Origin of the sequence: Nocardioides sp., from assembly GCF_035697785.1 — a bacterium.
Classification (GTDB): Bacteria; Actinomycetota; Actinomycetes; order Propionibacteriales; family Nocardioidaceae; genus Nocardioides_B.
The window spans coordinates 18,063-37,443 of sequence record NZ_DASSCL010000174.1; the positions used below are offsets into that span (position 1 = coordinate 18,063).

Genomic DNA, 19,381 nt, shown 5'->3' on the forward strand with positions numbered 1-19,381 from the left:
GATGCTCTCAGTGCTGACGCCACGTCGGCCGGCTCGAAGTGGTGACGATCATGGACGAAGACTCGGCGGGAGCTGCCGGGCAGGAGTCGCGCCCACCGCGGCCGGAGCAGCGTCAGGTGTTCGAGGTGCGGGTGACGGGCTCCGTCGAGGAGGGCGTCCTGAGTCAGCTGGCCGACGTCGAGGTCTGCTCCCGGGAGCTGAGGACGTCCCTACGTGGTCACTTCGTCGACCAGGCGGAGCTGCACGGTTTCCTGGCCCGGCTCCGTGCTTTCGGGCTCGACGTGGTGGAGGTACGCCGGCTCCCCGAGGGTGTCGCCGGGGACGTGGCCGTGCGCAGTGAGGCGGGGCGCGACTCGTGAGGCGGGATGCGCCGGCCGGCGGCGGGATCTTCGAGCTGACCGTCCAGGGGTCACTCGGTCCGGTTCTTCGCTGCGCAGTCCGGCCTGGCCGCAGCGTCGAGGAGCCGCACACGTGCACCACCATCCGTGCGGTCGCCCCGGACGTGGTGGACCTGGTCCGGGTCCTCGACTCCCACGGCCTGTCCATCGAGAGCGTGTCGCGGCTGCCGGCCGCACAGGACGGCTCCGTGGACGGGACGGTCGGATGACTCTCGCGGTCGAAGCCGGCTGGCTGCCGGGGCTGTCGGCAGTCGTCGGCCTGGCGTTGGGTCTTGCGTGGTACGTCGCCGCCGTCGTCGCGCTCGGCCTGGTCCCCGCGAACCGGAAGCCCGCGGCGGCGATGGCCTGGCTCCTCCTCATCTTCGCGGTACCGGTCATCGGGATCCTGCTCTTCCTGCTGCTCGGTGGCCGGAACCTGGGCCGGGCGCGGCACCTCCGGCAGGCCGAGTCCGACGCGCGCATCAGGGCCGGCACCGAGACCGTGCCGCCCCTGGACCCGGGCTTCGACGGACCGACCTATGTGCGCTCGGTGGCGACCCTGAACCGCAACCTGGGCTCGCTGCCCTCCTTGGGAGGGAACTCGATCGAGCTCTTCACCGACTACCGGGAGTCGATCGCCGCGATGACGGCGGCGGTCCAGGATGCCGAGCGGTTCGTGCACGTCGAGTTCTACATCAGCGCCTGGGACGAGGTGACCGACCCGTTCTTCGCCGCCCTGGTCGACGCGACGGACCGCGGCGTCGTGGTCCGGGTGCTGTTCGACCACCTCGGCTCGAAGGGGATACCCGGGTACAAGGACATGGTCAGGCGGTTGGGCGAGACTCGCGTCGACTGGCGGGCGATGCTCCCGGTCGAACCGTGGAAGAAGCCGTTCCGGCGCCCCGACCTCCGCAACCACCGGAAGATCCTCGTGGTCGACGGCCACGTAGCGTTCATGGGGTCGCAGAACCTCGTCGAGCCCGGTTACAACAAGGAGAAGAACCACCGCGCGGGCCGCGAGTGGGTCGAGCTGACCTCACGCGTGCGGGGTCCCGTCGTCGCGGCTCTGGATGCCTTGTTCCACACCGACTGGTACAGCGAGACCGGGCAGGCGCTCACCGCGGAGCACCTCCCCCTCCACGAGATCCCTCCCGCCGGGGATCTCACCTGTCAGGTGATCCCCAGCGGACCCGGATACTCCTCGGAGAACAACCTCAGGGCCTTCACCACCCTGATCCACGCCGCGCAGCGGCGGCTCTCACTGACGAGTCCGTACTTCGTACCGGACGAGTCGCTGCTGGACGCCGTCACCACCGCGGCGCACCGCGGCGTAGAGGTGGAGCTGTTCGTCAGCGAGCAGGGTGACCAGTTCATGGTGTACCACGCCCAGTGCTCCTACTACCGCGCGCTGCTCGAGGCGGGGGTGCGCATCTACCTCTACCAGGCGCCCTTCGTGCTGCACTCGAAGCACTTCAGCGTGGACGACGACGTCGCCGTCCTGGGCTCCAGCAACATGGACATGCGTTCGTTCGCGCTGAACTACGAGGTGTCCCTGATGGTGCTCGGGACCGAGGTCGTGCACCGGATGCGCAAGGTCGAGGACGGTTACCGGGCGCTCTCGCGGGAGCTCACCCTCGATGAGTGGAGCCGAAGGCCGGCCCTCAAGAAGTACGTCGACAACGTCATGCGCCTGACCGCCGCCCTCCAGTAGCGACCGTCGATCGGACCTCGCTAACGACCGTCGGTCATCGCGTCGAGGGCCACCGCGACGGCGAGCGCGAGCGTCGTGTCGAGGTCGCGCGCCACCTGCACCCCGTAGGTGTCGCGGATGCGGAACCATCGCTTCGACACCTCGGCGACCTTGCGCCCGTCGCGCTCGACGACGTACTCGTGGTCGACGATGTTCCCTTGGACGTCGAGGTCCTCACCCTCCTCCACGTCCACCTTCCACCGCTCTCGCAGCGGCGACACGAGGGCCTTGTGCACGGTCGCCATCCGGCTCCCGTCGGGTCTCTCGACCGTCATCGTGTCGCGCAGATGCATGACCCGCGTCTGGATGCGGCACAGCGCCTCCCCGTGCGCATCCTCCAGGTCCAGTGTGTTGCGCAGCCGTAGCGCCTTGCCGTCGACGCGGACCACCTTTCGGCCCTCGCCGTCCTCGATCCAGAAGTCGTCGCCGAAGGAGACCAGCTTCTCGCGCATGCGGTAGCGGACCGCCGTGCCTCGGGGGCCGAACTCGCTGCGCTCCTGCTTGCGCCGCGCGCGTCGTTCGCCGATGCCCATCGTGCCTCCCTGTCGAGTGCAGTCCCAGGGTTGCACCGGCCGCCCTTGTGCGGATCACCTCCGTAGGACGAGGACCGCGCAAGCAAGCACCGGACATCCATCGGTTGGTTGTCGGCTGGGGATGGCTTTTGCGGCTTTTGTCATGGCCCGGTCGCGTCATGTGCTCTGGCCGGTTTCGAAATACCGTGGAAGACCGGTCATCGCAGGTAGCGTCTGCACATCGGTTGATCGAGTCTGTCGAGATCTGCCGTACGACGACCGGTGGCCCCGACGGTGGGAGAAAGGCGAGGGCGTTGGGATGAGCTCGGATCCGGGACGAGACGAGAGCGGTAGCGACAGCCGGATCGAGGGATCCGGTTGGATCGGCGCCCCCGAGGTGCCACGTCTCCACGTCTCGCGCCCCCGGCTGCTCGACCTGCTCGACCGCGACGACCACTGCGGCCTGCTGCTCGTGAGCGGGCCGGCCGGCAGCGGCAAGACCTCCTTGCTTGCCGAGTGGGTCGCGACGAGGTGCACCGAGCGCGTCAGCTGGATCACGTTCGAGAGTCCGGACGAGCCGTTCTGGCCGGGTCTCGTCGGTTGTCTCGATCGGCTGGGGGTCCCCGTCGCTGCGCTGACCCTGCCCGTCGCCGGTGCGGCCCTGGACCCGAGCGCGAGGCGGCGGCTGGCCTCGATCCTTTCCGCCGAGAAGTCGCGGGTCACGATCGTCGTGGACGGCTGCGACCTGGACGCACCCGCGGTGGCGCGGGACCTGGACTACCTGCTGCGACACAGCGGACACCGGCTGCGCCTGCTGCTGGCCACACGCGCCGACCCGGTCCTGCCGCTGTACCGCTACCGACTCGACGAGACCCTGACCGAGGTCCGGATGGCCGATCTCGCGTTCGCGGACGCGGAGGCCGAAGAGCTGCTCGCGCTGATGGGTGTGACCCTGCGCCCCGAGTCGTTGCGCGAGCTCAACGCCAGGACCAAGGGTTGGGTGACCGGGCTTCGGTTCGCCGGACGGATGCTGGCCGACCGGGAGGACCCGGACGCGGCGGTCGCTCAGGTGGTCGGCAGCAGCGGGAACATCGCGGAGTACCTCATGGGCGAGGTGCTGGCCGCCCAGACCCCCGACGTCCGCCAGCTGCTGATGGCGACGAGCGTCCCCGACCTGATCATGCCCGGCCTGGCCGAGACGCTGGCAGGACATTCCGCGGCCCGCACCCTCGCGTTCATGGTCAGGGTCAACGTGTTCATCGAGAGCGTCCCCGAGCACCCTGGACACTTCCGGTACCACCCCTTCTTCCGTGACCTCCTGCGTGCAGAGCTCGCGTACTCCGCCCCCGACGAGATGGAGGACCTGCAGCGCAAGGCCGCCGGGTGGTTCGCCGACCATGACCTGTTGACCCCGTCGGTCCGCCACTTCGCGTCCATCGGGGCCTGGTCGGAGGCCGCCCAGCAGGTCGTCGACCAGCTCGCCGTCGGGGAGCTCCTGCTCGCCCACGGGACCGGCCCGCTGGCCAAGAGCCTGCGGGCGTTGCCCGACGACGTCGACGACCCGGCTGCCACGGTGGTGCGCGCGACGCTCGCGCTCGGGGACGGAGACACCGAGCGATTCAACGAGCAGCTGTCCCGTGTCGCCGACCGCTCGACGGACGACGCGTCCGCGCACGACCAGGCCGTGCACCTTGCGGTGGCGCTGCTGCTCGCCGTGCGGGCACGCTTCTCGGAGGACCCGACGGAGGCGGCGAGCCTCGCCGAGGCGGCCGAGCGGGCGCTTGGCCTTCGCGACAACCGGGTGAAGGCAGAGCGTCACCCGGAGCTGGCTGCGATGGTGCTGGCCAGCAAGGGCATCGCGGCGACCAGGCAGGGACGCCTGGCCGACGCGGAGGACGTCCTCACCGCTGGGATCGGTGCCGCGGTCGCCGCCGGCACCGCCCCCCTGCTCATCGAGTGCATCGGCCACCTGGCGGTCGTGGCGAGCTGGACCGGCGACGTGCACCGTGCGGAGTCGCTGGCAAGGCGGGCACTGGCGGTCGCGGAGGAGGCCGGCATCGGCACCGGCGACCGGTCGGCCAGTCCCCAGGTCGCGCTCGCCTGGGTCGCGGTCGAGCAGTACGACGTGCGTGCCGCAATGGAGCACGTCCGGGCGGCGGAGCGATCGGACTTCCTGCTCGGCGACCCCGTCCCGCGCACCGCGCTCACGCTGGTCAAGGCTCGCCTCCAGGTGATGCAGGGGGACCGCGCCGGCGCGATCGGACGTCTCGAGCAAGCAGCCGCGGACGTCGTGGACCACTACGGCTGGCTCGCCGACCGGCTTCTCGCCGAGATCGCCCTGCTAAAGGCGGGGAGTGAGCCGGAGGAGGCCCTGCTGACGGCACTCGCTGTCCTGCAGCGACGCAGCATCGGTGAGGCAGCGCTGGCGGTGGGCGTCGCCAAGCTCCGGCTGGACGACGAGGAAGGTGCAGCGGACGCCGTCGCCGTGGCACTCAGCCGGGACTCATCGCCCTCCATCCGGGTCTCGGCCTGGCTGCTCGAATGCGCTCGTCACCTGCGGACCGGGGCGCCGACCCGGGCCCGCGACGAGCTCGGGAAGGCACTGAGGCTGGCCGCTGGAGCGAGCCTGCGCCGGCCGTTCCACGAGGCGTCACCGACGGTTCGGCAGCTCCTGGTGCAGGACGCGCAGCTGTCGGCCGACCACGCCTGGGTGCTCCGGGTCGGGGCGAGGTCGGTTGGGCGAGTCCCCGACGTGCGACCGACCAACGGCGAGGCCGCTGCCCCCGCACCGCCCGTCGAGAACCTCACGGAGAAGGAGCTCGAGGTGCTCTGTCACCTGTCGGCGATGCTCAGCACGGAGGAGATCGCCGCCGCCATGTACATCTCCGTCAACACCGTGCGCACTCACGTCCGCAACATCCTGCGCAAGCTCGGCGTCTCCCGGCGCAACGCCGCGGTGCGCCTGGCCCGCGACCTCGAGCTCATCCCGGGCTGACGCCCGGTGATGCCGCGCCGGTCGCGGGCCGGCGGCAGAGCTACTTGGCGTGCGCCGGCGTCGTGGGCGCAGCGGGTGCCGTCGTGGGCGTCTCGGTCGCAGCGGCCGGGGGCGGGCTGGTGGCGACGGTGCGGATGTACTCCTGGATGGCCCGCTCCCGCTCGGCGGCCTCCTGCGCGTCGCGCTGCTGCATCGAGGAGCCGCGCGAGATCAGGTACGCCAACACTCCGATGAGCGGCAGCAGGACGATGAGGAAGACCCAGCCGGCCTTGGCGAATCCGGAGAGATCCCTGCTCCGGAACACGTCGCGGAAGATGTAGAACAGGCAGAAGATCCACGCCATGAACAAGAAGAACGAGAGCATGGTCAACATGACTCCGAGGAGTGGATAGTCATCCATGAGACGACGACCTTTCAGTCGAGGACGAGGCGCACCCGGAATGCCGCGTGCAGCACAAGAGTCGATGGATTCACACGCGTTCGACCTCACCCGGAACGGATGAGCCGGGCACCGGTCAGACGCTGACGCTGATCGGGAAGGTGGCCGTCCAGACGAGGGTGCCGAGCATGAGCAGCAGCGCTGCCATTCCCAGCGCGACCCGCAGCCGACGGCTCCTGAGCTTGGTGCTCATGCCGCCGAAGAACAGGACCACCGAGTACAACACCACGGTCAGGACGTAGTTGCTGGCGCGCTGGATGTCGGTGCTCACGTCGGCGGCCGACGCCGCGGCCTCCCGGTCGAGCCGCTCGGCCAGGTCTCGCGAGGCGAGCCGGTAGTCAGGCATCGCGAACGGGCTCGGTGGCGCGTCGGCGCTGGTGAACGGCTGCGTCGCGGTCCAGGCGTCGAACGCGGTACGGAACTCCGGACGGAACCGGGCCTCGAAGATGTCCGCCAGCTCGTCCTGGCCGGTCCGGTCGGCATCGACCCATGCGATGAAGGTGGCCACGTCGATCTCAGTCTGTGCGTCGGCGCGACCCGCCGCTCTTGCCGCCTCGAACCGGATCGCGCCCGTGCGGTTGGTGCCCGCCGCCTGCTCGCCGTGCCACCGAGCGGCCTGGTAGCCGCTCCAGGACGTCGCCACGGCGGCGAAGACGAGGATCAGCGTGACGACGAGCTCGATCCAGTCGCCGGACTGGCGATTCCGGTCGTCAGCGGGGGGTGCCATCGGAGTCACACGGCAGGGTGAGCTCGAGGTCGACGGCCTCCTGCACGGCGTCCATGAGCCGGAGGGTCCGCTCCATCGCCAGGGGTTGCAGCTTGCCGGGCCCCTCGCCGTACGGCCGGTCGAGGAAGATGAGGATCAGCAGCAGGAAGCTGACGACGACGGCGACGCTGGCCATCAGCACTGCCTGGGTGACGGCCCGCTCTCCCGAGTCGGCGAAGAACAGCATGTAGACGAAGAGCATCCCCCCGATCACGAACATGATGACCCAGAGGGGAATCGGGATGATGCCCTCGGCACCGTGGATCCGAGTGATGCGCGCCTGCTCGCGCGCGAGGGTCTGGTCCATCCAACGGTCGTAGGCGGACTGCTCGGTGGCGGTCCGCGGGTCGACCGTCTCCAACGTCCGGAACATCGCGACACCCCAGGGGTTCACGGTGTCGCCGAGCGTCCCGGTCTCCATTGCCCGCCACTCCGCGTTGACGACGGACCGGCCGTAGCAGACGAGCTCGCCGGTCAGCCGCTCCGAGACGGCGGCCGGCATGAACTGGGCCGTCTCGACCTGCTGCACCAGCACGGTGGCCTCCTCCTCGGCCCCGGTGCGCGAGTCGTCGTAGGACTCGAAGGACAAGAAGATGAGGAAGCCGAGCAGCACGGAGAAGCCTGTCGCCAGGACTCCGAAGACCCCCGAGGCGCGGTCGCCGTCAGCGAAGTAGCTGCCGTCCGGCGCGCTCCGCCGGACGAGCAGCATGACGGTGACGGCGAGCGCGGTGAAGACAACGACGACGAGGACCCCGATGACGACGTTCACCGAGCACCTCCTCGCATACTCGCGTCCCCGCGGGCCATCCCGCCCGGCACGGTGGCCGAAGTCGACCATGCGGGTTCCGGGCCGGGCATCGTCCGGTCGGGATGAGGGCCTTGTTTGTCGCCCTTCCTTGTGGACGCTCACAAGGCCGGGGGGCGCGGGACGTACCCTTACGCCGTGGCCGGGCTGATCAGGGACGAGGACATCGCGATCGTGCGCGAGCGCGCCCGGATCGACGAGGTCGTGTCCGACTACGTGACGCTCAAGAACGCCGGCGGCGGCTCGATGAAGGGGCTCTGCCCGTTCCACGACGAGAAGTCACCGTCGTTCCACGTCACGCCGTCGCGCGGCTTCTTCCACTGCTTCGGCTGCCAGGCCGGCGGCGACGTCATCAAGTTCCTCCAGGAGATCGACGGGCTCGGGTTCGCCGAAGCCGTCGAGCGGCTCGCCGACAGGTACGGCGTGCAGCTGCGCTACCAGGAGGCCGGTCCGGGCGAGGCCGCCCGCCCGCGCCGCGACGGCCACCTGCGCCCGCGGCTGCTCGAGGCCCACAAGGCGGCCGCGGAGTTCTACGTCGACGCACTCGGCTCGCAGGACGCCGCCACCGGCCGGCAGTTCCTCAGCGAGCGCGGGTTCGACGGCGAGGCGGCCGCGAGATTCGGGGTGGGGTTCGCCCCACGTGACGGCGACGCCCTCTACCGGCACCTGCGTCAGAAGGGCTTCACCGACCAGGAGCTCGTGGTCGGCGGTCTCGTCGCGCAGGGTCAGCGCGGCCACTACGACCGGTTCCGCGGGCGGCTGCTCTGGCCGATCCGGGAGACCAACGGTGACGTGATCGGCTTCGGCGCCCGCCGGCTCTTCGACGACGACCGCATCGACGCGAAGTACCTCAACACCTCCGAGACGCCGATCTACAAGAAGTCCCACGTCCTCTACGGCATCGACCTCGCCCGCCGCGACATCGCCCGCGCGTCGCAGGCGGTGGTCGTCGAGGGCTACACCGACGTGATGGCCTGCCACCTGTCCGGCGTACCCACCGCCGTCGCCACGTGCGGCACCGCGTTCGGCGACGACCACGGCCGAGTGCTGCGCCGGCTGCTTCAGGACCACGACGAGTTCCGCGGAGAGGTGATCTTCACCTTCGACGGCGACGCCGCCGGGCAGAAAGCCGCGCTCAGGGCGTTCGAGGGTGACCAGAACTTCGCCGGCCAGACCTACGTCGCGATCGAGCCCGACGGCCTCGACCCCTGCGACCTGCGCCTGCAGAAGGGCGACGCCTCGGTGCGTGAGCTGGTCGCCCGGCGAGTGCCGCTCTACCGCTTCGTGCTCGGCAACGTGGTCGGCCGCTACGACCTCGACCGCGCCGACGGCCGGGTCGACGCGTTGCGCGAGGCCGCCAAGCTCGTCTCCGCGATCCGCGACCGCTCCAAGGTCGAGGCGTTCGCCCGCGAGCTGGCCGGGATGGTCGGCGTCGAAATCGAGGAGGCCCGGTCCGAGGTCCGCCGGGCCGCCGGCCGCGCCGCGAGGCCGCAGCAGGACCGACGTGGCCGTCCGGCCGGACCGGCCGTCGAGGCCGCGCCGGAGCGCCCGCCCTCGCAGCCGATGCCCGACCTGCGCGACCCGCGGTTCTCGCTCGAGCGGGAGACGCTCAAGCTCGTGGTGCAGCACCCCGACGTCGTCGGCGCGGCCACCCGTGACGTGGACGGCGACGACTTCACCCACCCGGTCTACCGCGCCGTGTGGGAGGCCGTCGCCGCCTGCGGCGGGCCGACCGCCGCGCCCGCCACCGAGGTGTGGGTGTCAAAGCTGCGCGACAACGTCGAGGACGGCCCGGTCGCACACGCCATCGGCGCGCTGGCCGTCGAACCGGTGCTGTCCGCCAAGGACCCCGACCGGGGCTACGTCAACGCTCATGTGTTCCGGCTCCAGGAGCTCACCGCCATGCGCCGGATCGCCGACCTGAAGTCCAGGCTGCAGCGCACGAACCCCGTCGAGCACCCCACCGACTACAACCGGATGTTCGGCGAGCTGGTCGCCCTCGAGCAGCACCGCAGAACCCTGCGCGAGAAGGCGATCGGCGGCGACGCGGGGTGAGGCGGCTGTTCTCCCGGGCGCCCGACGTCCCGGCCGACGTCGTCGCGCGGGCCGGCCTGCCGCGCGGCACCAAGGTGCTCGCCGCCGCCGGCGACCGGGCCGGGACCTGGCTGCTCGGCACCCGCGACCACCTCGTGGTGGTCCCCGGCTCCCCGGTGGTCGAGCCCGGCTCTCCGGTGGTCGAGCCCGGCTCCCCGGTGGTCGAGCCCGGCTCCCCGGTGGTCGAGCCCGTCGAGACCCGCCACATCCCGTGGGAGCAGGTGGAGTCGGCCGAGTGGCGCCGCGACGACGACCGGCTCCGCGTTTCCGAGGTGGGGGAGTACGGCCGGCCCCGGCCGGTCCACGAGTACGTCATCGACGACCCCGGACAGCTGCTTGCCTTCGTCCGCGAGCGGGTCACCGCGTCCGTCGTACTCCAGCGGCGGGTGGTCGTCCGCGAACGCCGTGGACTCACCGTCGTGGCCCGCCGGGCGCCCGGTGGCACCGGGGACCTGACCTGGGCCTACGAGCTCGACGAGGGACTCGACCCGGACGATCCGGTCGTGCGGGAGATGGCCGAGCGCGGGGTCCGGACGGCCGCGGAGGAGCTCGGTCTGGCCTGACCCGACCGATTTAGTGAACGTGTCGGCGTCTTGCTAACGTATGCCCGCACGATCCCCTGTAGCTCAATTGGCAGAGCATTCGGCTGTTAACCGGAGGGTTGTTGGTTCGAGTCCAACCGGGGGAGCAAACAAGCGGCCTGACCTGCGGCATCCCCGCGAGTCAGGCCGCTTCGTCGTCCGGCACCTGCGTGGTCACGCCGGTCCCTGCGGACCTCGGAGGCCGTCACGACCGCCGCGCCAGCCACTCCGAGGGGCTGCACTCGTAGCGCTGGCGGAACCATCTGGACAGCCCGCTCGGAGCGGAGAAGCCGAGCATCAGCGAGATGTCGGCCATCGAGCAACGGCCGGAGAGCAGGAGCCGTTCCGCCATCTCCGCGCGGGTCGAGTCGAGCACCGTGGAGAACGTCTCGCCCTGGCTCGCGAGGCGGCGGTGCAGCGTGCGGCGGTCCACCCCCAGGTTGCTAGCCACCACCGCGGCGGAACACCGCCCCGCGGGGAGCAACAGCTCGATCATCTCGCGTACCCGCTCCCGGAAGGTGGCATCCCGAGGAGTACCGAGTGACCTGAGAAACTGCTGGGCGAACGCACGCAGGTGGGGGTCCGACGTCGTGATGGGCGTCTCGAGGTCGGCCGCCAGGAGCACGATGCCGGCGAAGTCGTGGTCGAAGGTCAGGTGAGCGCCGAACATCCGCTCGTGCGTCTCCAGGCGCTCCGGGGCGGGGTGCGGGAAGCAGACGCTGACCGCGGTCCAGTCGGCAGGAAGGAACTCCCGCAGGATTCCGTGCAGCGCGCCGACGCCGAGCTCGACCGACTGGCGAGACTCCAGGTCCTCGCCGAAGTCGAGCCAGAGCCTGATCGTGGCCAACTCGCTCCGCTCGGTCATCGTCATCCGCAGTGCCTCGTTGTAGCTGTGCTCGTAGCGCAGCAGCAACGCGAGCGCGCTGCGCACGTCGGGCTCCTCGCGCAGCACCAGGCTGAGCGGCCCGAGCGTCGACATCCGCCGTTGCTCTGCGAGCCGCAAGCCGAAGTCGTCGTGCCGGGTCAGGGCCGCTGTCTCCTCCAGCAGCCGGGCCGCCGCGGCCGCGGGGAAGCGTCGGTCCGGGTTCGCCAGGCCAGCGGGGTCCAGACCATGCACACGCATCATCGACACCGGGTCGACGCCGAGCTCGCGGGCCAGCTCGACATAGCGGTTCAACGTGGCATAACGAACGAAGGGGGGCAAAAACGTGCTCCACGTCTCATCTGTGTCCCCAGATGATAAGTGATGCGTCCCCGTAGGTAAAGCATGCAGGCCCGGGCCGCCGTAGCGTTGTCGACATCAAGCAACAGGGGGAGTCCAGGGAGGACACCATGAGGGAGCCGGTGACATCCGCGGCCCGCTTCGGCGCCGAGAATTGGTCCCACCGACTCAGCAGCCAGCACGTCGACGAGATCGACGCTGCTCTCGCAGACGTCGGACGCAGCGACCGACCCCTGCTGACCGTGCGAGCGCGGGACTTCGCGGTGCCCAGGCTCGCCGCCGAGCTGGGTCGGATCGTGAACCTCGTGGAGCAGCGGGACGGCTTCGCCGTGGTCCGGGGCCTCGACGCCGGCCGATACAACGTGCACGGCCTCCGCATGCTGCTCTGGGCCATGGGGCAGCACCTGGGCACCCCCGTCCCCCAGACCACCGACGGTCACATGCTCCGGTCTGTGCCGGCCACGGCCGACGCCGGGTTCCACTCCGGCGGCTCCGACGTCTCAGCGTTCCTGGTCACTGGCGCCGGAGCCAGCGCAAGCTTCGTCAGCTCCGAGAGCCTGGTCCGCGAGGTCCACGCGCGCCGCCCCGACCTTGCCGAGCGACTGTCCGGGCGCTACGCGTTCGACCGCGGAGCGGAGCCCGTCCCCGGGGAGCTGCCCTACCGACTGCTGCCGCTCACCTGCCGCGCCGGCGGTCGGCTCAGCATGCGCTACCGGCGCGACGAGATCGAGGCTGCTCACGCCCGACCGGACCTGCCGTCCCTCGGCTCCGCGGACCTCGACCTGTTCGACCTGGTCGACGAGATCGCCTCGGACCGGCGCTACCGGGTCGACGTTCAGCTCGACGCCGGCGACCTGGTGCTCGTCGACAACTACTCGACCCTGCACATGCTCGGCGCAGAGAACCAGGCGTCTCCCCAGCTGCTGCGGCTCTGGCTCACCCTGCCCACCGGTCGCGATCTGCCGACCGGCTTCACCTGGGAGTCACCTGGCTACGGCGGCCGCGGGGGGCGCGGCGGGGCGGTGCCGCGTGACGTGATCAGCCTGCCGAGCGGGTGCGCCGGGCCGAAGTCCCGGCTGGCGACCGCCGTCTAGCACGCCCTCGACACACCCCAACCGAACCCAGCACTGCTTCCAAGGGATGCCGACCCGATGTCGGCATGCCCGGACGCGCTCGAGACAAACGATGAGGGAGACACACACCGTGGCCAAGGCCATTCGCTTCTACGAGACCGGCGGACCCGACGTCCTGACCTGGGAGGCCGTCGAGGTCGGGCAGCCCGGGCCCGGCGAGGTCCGGGTGAGCCACCGCGCGGTGGGGCTGAACTTCGCCGACACCTACTTCCGCACCGGCCTCTACCCGGCACAGCTGCCGGCCGGCATGGGCGTCGAGGGCGCCGGTGTCATCGAGGCCGTCGGCCCCGGCGTCATCGACTTCGCCGAGGGCGACCGGGTCACCTACACCGGAAGCCCCCTGGGCGCCTACAGCACGGAGCGGGTGATGCCGACCGCTTCGCTGATCAGGCTCCCGGACGCGATCCCGTTCGACGTCGCGGCCGCCACGACGATGCGGGGCCTCACCACCTCGTACCTGCTGCGCCGGATCGCACCGAACCTGAAGGCCGGCGACACGGTGCTGCTGCACGCCGCCGCCGGTGGCGTCGGGCTCATCTTCACCCAGTGGGCCCGGTTGCTCGGGGTCAACGTGATCGGCACCGTGTCGACCGACGCGAAGGCGGACGTGGCCAAGGCTCACGGCTGCACGCACACGATCGTGTACACCCGCGAGAACGTCGCCGAGCGAGTGCGTGAGCTGACCGACGGCGCCGGCGTCCCGGTCGTCTTCGACAGCATCGGCAAGACGACCTTCCAGAGCTCGATCGACTCGCTGGCCCGCCGCGGTCTGCTCGTCTGCTTCGGCACGGCATCCGGGGCCGTGCCGCCGATCAACGCGATGGAGCTGGCCATGAAGGGCTCGCTGTACGTCACCCGTCCCGCCCTCGCCGACTACATCGCCGACCCGGCGGAGCGGGCCGAGCTCGCCGGCGAGCTGCACGACCACATCGCAAGCGGCCGCATCGACATCGAGATCAACCAGCGCTACAGCCTCGACGACGCGGTGCAGGCACACATCGACCTCGAGAGCGGCAAGAGCGTCGGATGTTCGGTCTTCACGCTCTGAGCCTCACCCCCACACCCCAACCGATCAGCAGCTGTTGCTGTACAGCAGGAAGTAGGAACCAGATGGACGTCACCATCACCCAGGACCGTCCGGTGAACGCCCCGGTGCGCGAGCCCATGCAGGTCCACCGACTCACCGCCGCGCTCGGCGCCGAGATCACCAACGTCGACCTCGGCGAGGTCTCCCGCAGCGACGAGCTCTTCGCCGAGCTGAGGCAGCACCTCCTCGAGCACAAGGTCCTGTTCTTCCGCGACCAGGACATCTCGCGCGCCGAGCACGTCGCGCTCGCCGAGAGGTTCGGTCCGCTCGAGGACCACCCGGTCGCCGGCAGCGACCCCGACTACCCCGGCCTGGTGCGGATCTACAAGGACAAGGACACCCGTCCCGACGACTTCGAGAACGCATTCCACTGCGACGCCACCTGGAGGCAGGCCCCCCCGTTCGGGTCGGTCCTGCGGTGCGTGGAGACGCCCGGCCTCGGTGACGACACGATCTGGGTGAACATGGCGCTGGCCTACGAGCGCCTGCCCGAGCGGGTCAAGGAGCAGATCGAGGGCCTCATCGCGAGCCACAGCCTCCAGTCGTCCTTCGGCGCACGCCAGCCGATCGAGCAGCGGCTGGCCATGAAGGAGCGGTTCCCCGACGCCGAGCACCCGGTTGTCCGCACTCACCCCGAGACCGGCGAGAAGGTCCTCTTCGTCAACGCCTTCACCACGCACTTCGTCAACCACCACACCGCCGAGAACGTGCGGTACGGCTTCGACCAGATGCCGGGTGCGGGCGAGCTGTTGAGCTACCTGACCCGTCAGGCGGCGACCCCCGAGTACCAGGTCCGCTGGCGCTGGACGAAGAACAGCTTCGCGATCTGGGACAACCGCAACACCCAGCACTACGCGGTCCAGGACTACTGGCCGGCCACCCGGAAGATGGAGCGCGCCGGCATCGTCGGCGACGTCCCCTTCTGATCCACCACTCAGCCCCAACACAGACACCGAAGTCAGAAGGAGACACCGATGCACTTTCACGACGACGCCCTGTTCCCCGAGGTCCAGGAGCCCCTGGTCATCACCGCGGCGCCGTACGGCCCGGAGTGGGAGCCTGCGGACTTCCGTGAGGACCTGCCGCTGACCATGGACGAGCACGTCCAGGCCGCGGTGGACTGCTGGAACGCCGGCGCCACGGTGCTGCACATCCACGTGCGCGAGCTGGACGGCAAGGGCTCGAAGCGGATGTCGCAGTTCAACGAGCTGCTCGGCCGGCTGCGTGAGGCCGTGCCGGAGATGATCCTGCAGGTCGGCGGCTCGATCTCCTTCGCCCCGGAGGGCGACGGCGCGGACGCCAAGTGGCTCGAGGACGACGCGCGGCACATGCTTGCCGAGCTCGACCCCAAGCCCGACCAGGTCACCATCGCCATCAACACGAGCCAGATGAACATCGTCGAGCTGATGACCGACGACGACATCGCCGGCACCTCGTTCGAGCGGCCCGAGGTCTACGAGGCCTACCGCGAGATGTACGTCCCGGCCAACCCGGCCTGGGTCAAGGAGCACCTCGCGCGCCTGACCGCCAACGGCATCCAGCCGCACTTCCAGCTCTCGAGCATCCCGCAGCTGGAGACTGTCGAGCGGCTGATCCGTCGCGGCCACTACATGGGCCCGCTGAACCTGACCTGGGTCGCCATCGGCGGCGGCTTCGACGGTCCGAACCCGTACAACATGATGAACTTCATCAACCGGGTGCCGGACGGTGCGAACCTCACCCTGGAGACGCTGATGCGCAGCGTGCTGCCGGTGAACACCATGGCGATCGCCATGGGTCTGCACACGCGCTGCGGCAACGAGGACACCCTGTGGGGCCGCAAGGGCGAGAAGTACACGTCCGTCCAGCAGATCGAGCAGCTCGTCCGCATCGCCAAGGAGCTCGGCCGCGACGTCGCCACCGGCAAGGATGCACACGACCTTTACCGCATCGGTCAGTCCTACGGCAGCGTCGACGAGACGCTGGCGCGCCTGGGCTACGCGCCCAACCGCAAGCCGGGTCAGCTCGGCTTCACCTTCCACGCCTGATCGCAGGCGTGTGCCGGTTCCCCCAGCCGGCCGTGGGGTGCGGGACCTCCCTCCCGCACCCCACCTCGTCGTGGGGTGCGGTCCCCGGACCACCACAGGGGTGTGATCCCTGGACCGCACCCCACCCTTCACTCGTCGGCACGACAACGGAGTCCGTGCTGCCGGTTCGTCCCGACCATCCGATGGAGTACAACAATGGCGATCACTGCCACCGACGACGTCGTCGTCGCACCACCCTCTCCGACCTCGAAGAAGACCTCTCGCGCCTTTCCCTGGGTCGTCTTCATCCTGACCTTCGGCCTGCTGCTGTCGGACTACATGTCACGACAGGTGCTCTCGGCCGTCTTCCCGTTCCTCAAGGCCGAGTGGGCCCTGACCGACACCCAGCTCGGCGGCATGACCAGCGTCGTCGCGCTGGCCGTCGGCCTCCTGGCGATCCCGCTGTCCGTGCTGGGCGACCGGTTCGGCCGGGTCAAGGCCATCGTGGCCATGGCCGCCATCTGGAGCTTCGCCACCCTCGGCTCGGCGCTGGCTGCCAACTACGAGCAGATGATGCTCTCCCGCGTTCTGATCGGGGTCGGTGAGGCCGCCTACGGCAGCGTCGGGCTCGCCGTGGTCCTGGCCGTCTTCCCGGCCACCCGCCGTGCGTCCCTGACCGGTGCCTTCATGGCCGGTGGACTGTTCGGTTCGGTGATCGGCATGGCGCTCGGTGGCGCGATCGCCGTCCAGCTCGGCTGGCGCTGGTCCTTCGCCGTGATGGCCATCTTCGGTCTCGTCCTGGCCGTGCTCTACCGCGTCTTCATCAGCGACCGGAAGCTCGACGACCACCGGCATCCCGACAGCGCCGTGAGGGCTTCCGGGGATGAGCCCCGCGCCAAGCTGTCCGCGCTGTTCTCCACCCCGGCTGTCCTCTTCGCCTACATCGGCAGCGGCGTCCAGCTGTTCGTCGCGGGCTCGCTCTATGCCTGGCTCCCGAGCTACCTGAACCGGACGTACGGCATGGCTCCCGACAAGGCTGCCGGTGCGGCTGCGCTGTTCATCCTGATCATGGGTGTCGGGATGATCGCCTGTGGTGCGATCACCGATCGCCTGACGCGCTCCGTGCCGATTCGCAAGTGGACCACCGCGATCGTCTACGCGGCGACGTCGCTGGTGTTCATCGGCGCTGCGTTCACCGCTGCCCCCGGCCCCCTGCAGCTGCTGCTGCTGGCGTTCGGCGCATTCTTCGCGGCCGGTACCACGGGTCCGGCCGGCGCGATGGTCGCCAACCTGACGCCGGAGTCGATCCGCGCGACTGCCTTCGGCACGCTGACCTTGGCCAACAACCTCCTCGGCCTCGCCGCCGGTCCGTTCGTGGTCGGCATCCTCGCCGACAAGTTCGGGCTGGACGTGGCGCTGAAGCTGGTGCCCTTCGTCTCGGTGCTCACGATCGCGGTCCTCCTCGCCGGACGGCGGGCCTATCCGGCCAGCCTCAAGCGCGTCGCTCCGGTCGCGGTCGCTGCGGGCCACGACGGGACGTCACGATGACCCAGAGCGAGCAGCCGACGATCGTCCTGGTCCCGGGTCTCCGGGGTCAGACTCCCGATCACTGGCAGGAGCTCATGGCCGCCGCGCTGCCGAACACGCGGCACCTGCCGACGCCGGGCCGGGCGGACTACGGCCTCGACCAGCGGACCGCGGACCTCCAGCGTGAGGTCGAGGCCGCCCGGGGGCCGGTGGTCCTGGTCGCGCACAGTGCCGGCGTCCTCGTGACGCTGCACTGGGCGCGGCGGTACGGAACGCCTATCGCAGGTGCGCTGCTCGCCACTCCGCCCGACCTGCGACAGCCGCTGCCGGCCGAGTACCCCTCGCTGGCACAGCTGTCCGCAGCCGGCTGGCTGCCGGTCCCCGGCGATCGGCTGCCCTTCCCGAGCATCGTCGCGGCGAGCCGCAACGACAGCCTCGGCGACTTCGAGAGCGTGAGCGGACTGGCGGGAGCGTGGGGCAGCCACCTCGTCGACCTCGGTCCTGTCGGGCACCTCAACCCGGCCTCCGGGTTCGGGGACTGGCGTTGGGCGGAGCCCCTGCTGGAGGCGCTGACGTCCATCGCGGTGGCTCGGGGCACTTCGCGGGTCCAGGCATGAACAGCCGGGGAGGCAGCGTGAGCACATTGGCTCCTGAACGGGACGTGGCAACGTCCGTCCAGGCTCCGGTCCGTCAGCGGCTCGACGGCGACGTCGCGCCCCGACACCGGTGGACGCATGTCCTCCCCGGCATCCTCTTCCTCGCGGCCGGTCTCGGGGCTGCGCTCCTCGGACACCGTCTCGTCGACCAGGTCGGCGTCCTGACCTGGGCCGTCGGGCTCGGTGTCGTGGCCGCGAACGTCGGGCTGGTGCCCGAGTCCGTTCGCTCCGGGCTGGGCTGGGTCACCAAGCGACTGCTCCGCGTCGGGATCGTGCTGCTCGGGCTCTCGGTCTCCTTCTCCGCGGTCGGCGCCCTCGGGCTCCCGCTGCTGGGCGTGATCGCGAGCTCGCTGGTGGCCACCCTGCTTTTCACCACCTGGGTGGGTCGTCGGGTCGGGCTGAGCCCGTCCCGCGCCCTGCTTCTCGGGACCGGCACGGCCATCTGCGGCGCCTCGGCGATCGCCGCGATGGAGGACACGGCCGGGGCGGACGAGGAGGACGTCACCGTGTCGATCGCGATGGTGACTCTCTTCGGCAGCCTCGCGCTGGTCCTCCTGCCGCTCCTCCAGGCACCGCTGGGGCTGTCCGACCTGCAGTTCGGCGTCTGGACCGGTGCCTCTGTGCACGAGGTCGGCCAGGTCGTGGCCGCCGCCAGCCCGGCCGGGGCGGCCGTCGTCGCCACGGCGATCGTGGTGAAGCTGACGCGGGTGCTGATGCTGGCCCCGGTCGTCGCCACCGTCAGTGCGGTGCATCGGCTCCGGGGCCCGGCTGCTGCCGGCGGCAAGCGTCCACCGATCATCCCACTGTTCGTGGTCGGCTTCGTCGCCTGCGCGGCCGTCCGCACCAGCGGCGTGGTCCCGACAGAGGTGCTGGGCTGGATCACGCACCTGCAGGTCGCTGCTCTCGGCGCAGCCCTCTTCGGGATGGGCGCCAGCGTGCGGATCGCCTCACTCGTCAAGCGGAGCGGCCCGGTCATGGTCGCATCGGCCGCAGGGTCGCTCTTCATCGGACTCGCCACCCTCGGCGGTCTCCTCCTCGTCACCCAGTAGAAGGAACGGACAACAGTCATGGACAAGGTCGTCGCGAGTGCCGCCGAGGCCGTCGCGGACATCCCCAGCGGCGCCTCGCTCGCCGTGGGTGGCTTCGGGATCTGCGGGATCCCGTCGGTGCTGATCGACGCGCTGCTGGAGCAGGGCGCCGACGAGCTGGAGGCGGTGTCGAACAACTGCGGCCTCGACGACGCCGGGCTCGGCAAGCTGCTCAGCGCCGGACGGCTGCGCCGCATGGTGGCGTCGTACGTGGGGGAGAACAAGGAGTTCGCGCGGCAGTACCTGCACGGTGAGCTGGAGGTGGAGCTGACCCCGCAGGGCACGCTGGCGGAGCGGATGCGGGCCGGTGGCACCGGGATCCCGGCGTTCTTCACCGCGACCG

At 70.3% G+C, this 19,381-nt stretch carries 19 protein-coding genes and 1 tRNA gene; 15 read left to right on the forward strand and 5 right to left on the reverse strand.

Annotation, left to right across the window (positions count from 1 at the left end; all coding sequences use genetic code 11):
• Window positions 1-50: 50 nt before the first annotated feature.
• Genes VFH10_RS18080 through cls form a run of 3 tightly spaced genes read left to right on the forward strand, consistent with a single transcriptional unit; the run spans window position 51 to window position 2,088 of the window.
• Window positions 51-359, forward strand: a complete 309-nt coding sequence (locus tag VFH10_RS18080; RefSeq protein WP_325131104.1) for a hypothetical protein — start codon at window positions 51-53, stop codon at window positions 357-359.
• A complete protein-coding gene (locus tag VFH10_RS18085) occupies window positions 356-607 on the forward strand; it encodes a hypothetical protein (RefSeq protein ID WP_325131105.1) in 252 nt (83 codons plus the stop codon). Before VFH10_RS18080 ends, VFH10_RS18085 begins: the two co-directional genes overlap by 4 nt.
• Window positions 604-2,088, forward strand: coding sequence for a cardiolipin synthase (cls, locus tag VFH10_RS18090; RefSeq protein WP_325131107.1), 1,485 nt, complete (start codon window positions 604-606; stop codon window positions 2,086-2,088). The genes VFH10_RS18085 and cls overlap by 4 nt, the downstream gene beginning before the upstream one ends.
• A 20-nt stretch (window positions 2,089-2,108) precedes the next feature.
• Here cls and VFH10_RS18095 read toward each other — a convergent pair whose 3' ends face one another.
• Window positions 2,109-2,660, reverse strand: a complete 552-nt coding sequence (locus tag VFH10_RS18095) for an LURP-one-related/scramblase family protein (RefSeq protein ID WP_325131109.1) — start codon at window positions 2,658-2,660, stop codon at window positions 2,109-2,111.
• A 298-nt stretch (window positions 2,661-2,958) separates the two neighbouring features.
• Between VFH10_RS18095 and VFH10_RS18100 the strand changes: the two genes are divergently transcribed.
• The gene (locus VFH10_RS18100) at window positions 2,959-5,634 is read left to right on the forward strand and encodes a LuxR C-terminal-related transcriptional regulator (protein WP_325131111.1); all 2,676 of its coding nucleotides are present in this window, start codon (window positions 2,959-2,961) and stop codon (window positions 5,632-5,634) included.
• Window positions 5,635-5,674: 40 nt separating this feature from the next.
• Here VFH10_RS18100 and VFH10_RS18105 read toward each other — a convergent pair whose 3' ends face one another.
• The 3 genes from VFH10_RS18105 to VFH10_RS18115 all read right to left on the reverse strand — a co-directional run bounded on the left by VFH10_RS18105 (window position 5,675) and on the right by VFH10_RS18115 (window position 7,608).
• On the reverse strand, window positions 5,675-6,034 hold the full coding sequence (locus tag VFH10_RS18105) for a PLD nuclease N-terminal domain-containing protein (protein WP_325131112.1): 360 nt from the start codon (window positions 6,032-6,034) through the stop codon (window positions 5,675-5,677).
• Between the two features lie 115 nt (window positions 6,035-6,149).
• Window positions 6,150-6,800: a hypothetical protein gene (locus VFH10_RS18110; protein ID WP_325131114.1), complete on the reverse strand. Its 651-nt coding sequence runs from the start codon at window positions 6,798-6,800 to the stop codon at window positions 6,150-6,152.
• A complete protein-coding gene (locus VFH10_RS18115) occupies window positions 6,784-7,608 on the reverse strand; it encodes a hypothetical protein (RefSeq protein WP_325131116.1) in 825 nt (274 codons plus the stop codon). The genes VFH10_RS18110 and VFH10_RS18115 overlap by 17 nt, the downstream gene beginning before the upstream one ends.
• Before the next feature lie 174 nt (window positions 7,609-7,782).
• Between VFH10_RS18115 and dnaG the strand changes: the two genes are divergently transcribed.
• The 3 genes from dnaG to VFH10_RS18130 all read left to right on the forward strand — a co-directional run bounded on the left by dnaG (window position 7,783) and on the right by VFH10_RS18130 (window position 10,426).
• The gene (dnaG, locus tag VFH10_RS18120) at window positions 7,783-9,699 is read left to right on the forward strand and encodes a DNA primase (RefSeq protein ID WP_325131117.1); all 1,917 of its coding nucleotides are present in this window, start codon (window positions 7,783-7,785) and stop codon (window positions 9,697-9,699) included.
• Window positions 9,696-10,301, forward strand: a complete 606-nt coding sequence (locus tag VFH10_RS18125; RefSeq protein WP_325131119.1) for a hypothetical protein — start codon at window positions 9,696-9,698, stop codon at window positions 10,299-10,301. Before dnaG ends, VFH10_RS18125 begins: the two co-directional genes overlap by 4 nt.
• 52 nt (window positions 10,302-10,353) lie before the next feature.
• A tRNA-Asn gene (locus tag VFH10_RS18130) sits at window positions 10,354-10,426 on the forward strand.
• Window positions 10,427-10,524: 98 nt separating this feature from the next.
• On the opposite strand, the gene VFH10_RS18135 is transcribed toward VFH10_RS18130, so the two are convergent.
• On the reverse strand, window positions 10,525-11,496 hold the full coding sequence (locus VFH10_RS18135; RefSeq protein ID WP_325131121.1) for an AraC family transcriptional regulator: 972 nt from the start codon (window positions 11,494-11,496) through the stop codon (window positions 10,525-10,527).
• A 155-nt stretch (window positions 11,497-11,651) separates the two neighbouring features.
• Here VFH10_RS18135 and VFH10_RS18140 point away from each other — a divergent pair, with 155 nt between their 5' ends.
• The 8 genes from VFH10_RS18140 to VFH10_RS18175 all read left to right on the forward strand — a co-directional run.
• Window positions 11,652-12,635, forward strand: coding sequence for a TauD/TfdA family dioxygenase (locus VFH10_RS18140; RefSeq protein WP_325131123.1), 984 nt, complete (start codon window positions 11,652-11,654; stop codon window positions 12,633-12,635).
• A 91-nt stretch (window positions 12,636-12,726) separates the two neighbouring features.
• Window positions 12,727-13,722, forward strand: a complete 996-nt coding sequence (locus VFH10_RS18145) for a quinone oxidoreductase (protein ID WP_325131125.1) — start codon at window positions 12,727-12,729, stop codon at window positions 13,720-13,722.
• A 62-nt stretch (window positions 13,723-13,784) separates the two neighbouring features.
• Window positions 13,785-14,687, forward strand: coding sequence for a TauD/TfdA dioxygenase family protein (locus VFH10_RS18150; protein WP_325131127.1), 903 nt, complete (start codon window positions 13,785-13,787; stop codon window positions 14,685-14,687).
• A 48-nt stretch (window positions 14,688-14,735) separates the two neighbouring features.
• Complete coding sequence (locus VFH10_RS18155; RefSeq protein WP_325131129.1) at window positions 14,736-15,788, forward strand: 3-keto-5-aminohexanoate cleavage protein; 1,053 nt, start codon at window positions 14,736-14,738, stop codon at window positions 15,786-15,788.
• A gap of 195 nt (window positions 15,789-15,983) precedes the next feature.
• Complete coding sequence (locus VFH10_RS18160) at window positions 15,984-17,315, forward strand: MFS transporter (protein WP_325131131.1); 1,332 nt, start codon at window positions 15,984-15,986, stop codon at window positions 17,313-17,315.
• On the forward strand, window positions 17,312-17,911 hold the full coding sequence (locus tag VFH10_RS18165; RefSeq protein ID WP_325131133.1) for an RBBP9/YdeN family alpha/beta hydrolase: 600 nt from the start codon (window positions 17,312-17,314) through the stop codon (window positions 17,909-17,911). Before VFH10_RS18160 ends, VFH10_RS18165 begins: the two co-directional genes overlap by 4 nt.
• Before the next feature lie 44 nt (window positions 17,912-17,955).
• Window positions 17,956-18,999, forward strand: a complete 1,044-nt coding sequence (locus VFH10_RS18170; RefSeq protein ID WP_325131135.1) for a YeiH family protein — start codon at window positions 17,956-17,958, stop codon at window positions 18,997-18,999.
• 18 nt (window positions 19,000-19,017) lie between these two features.
• Window positions 19,018-19,381 (forward strand): CoA transferase subunit A (locus tag VFH10_RS18175; protein WP_325131137.1); only part of this gene is annotated, 364 nt, incomplete at its 3' end.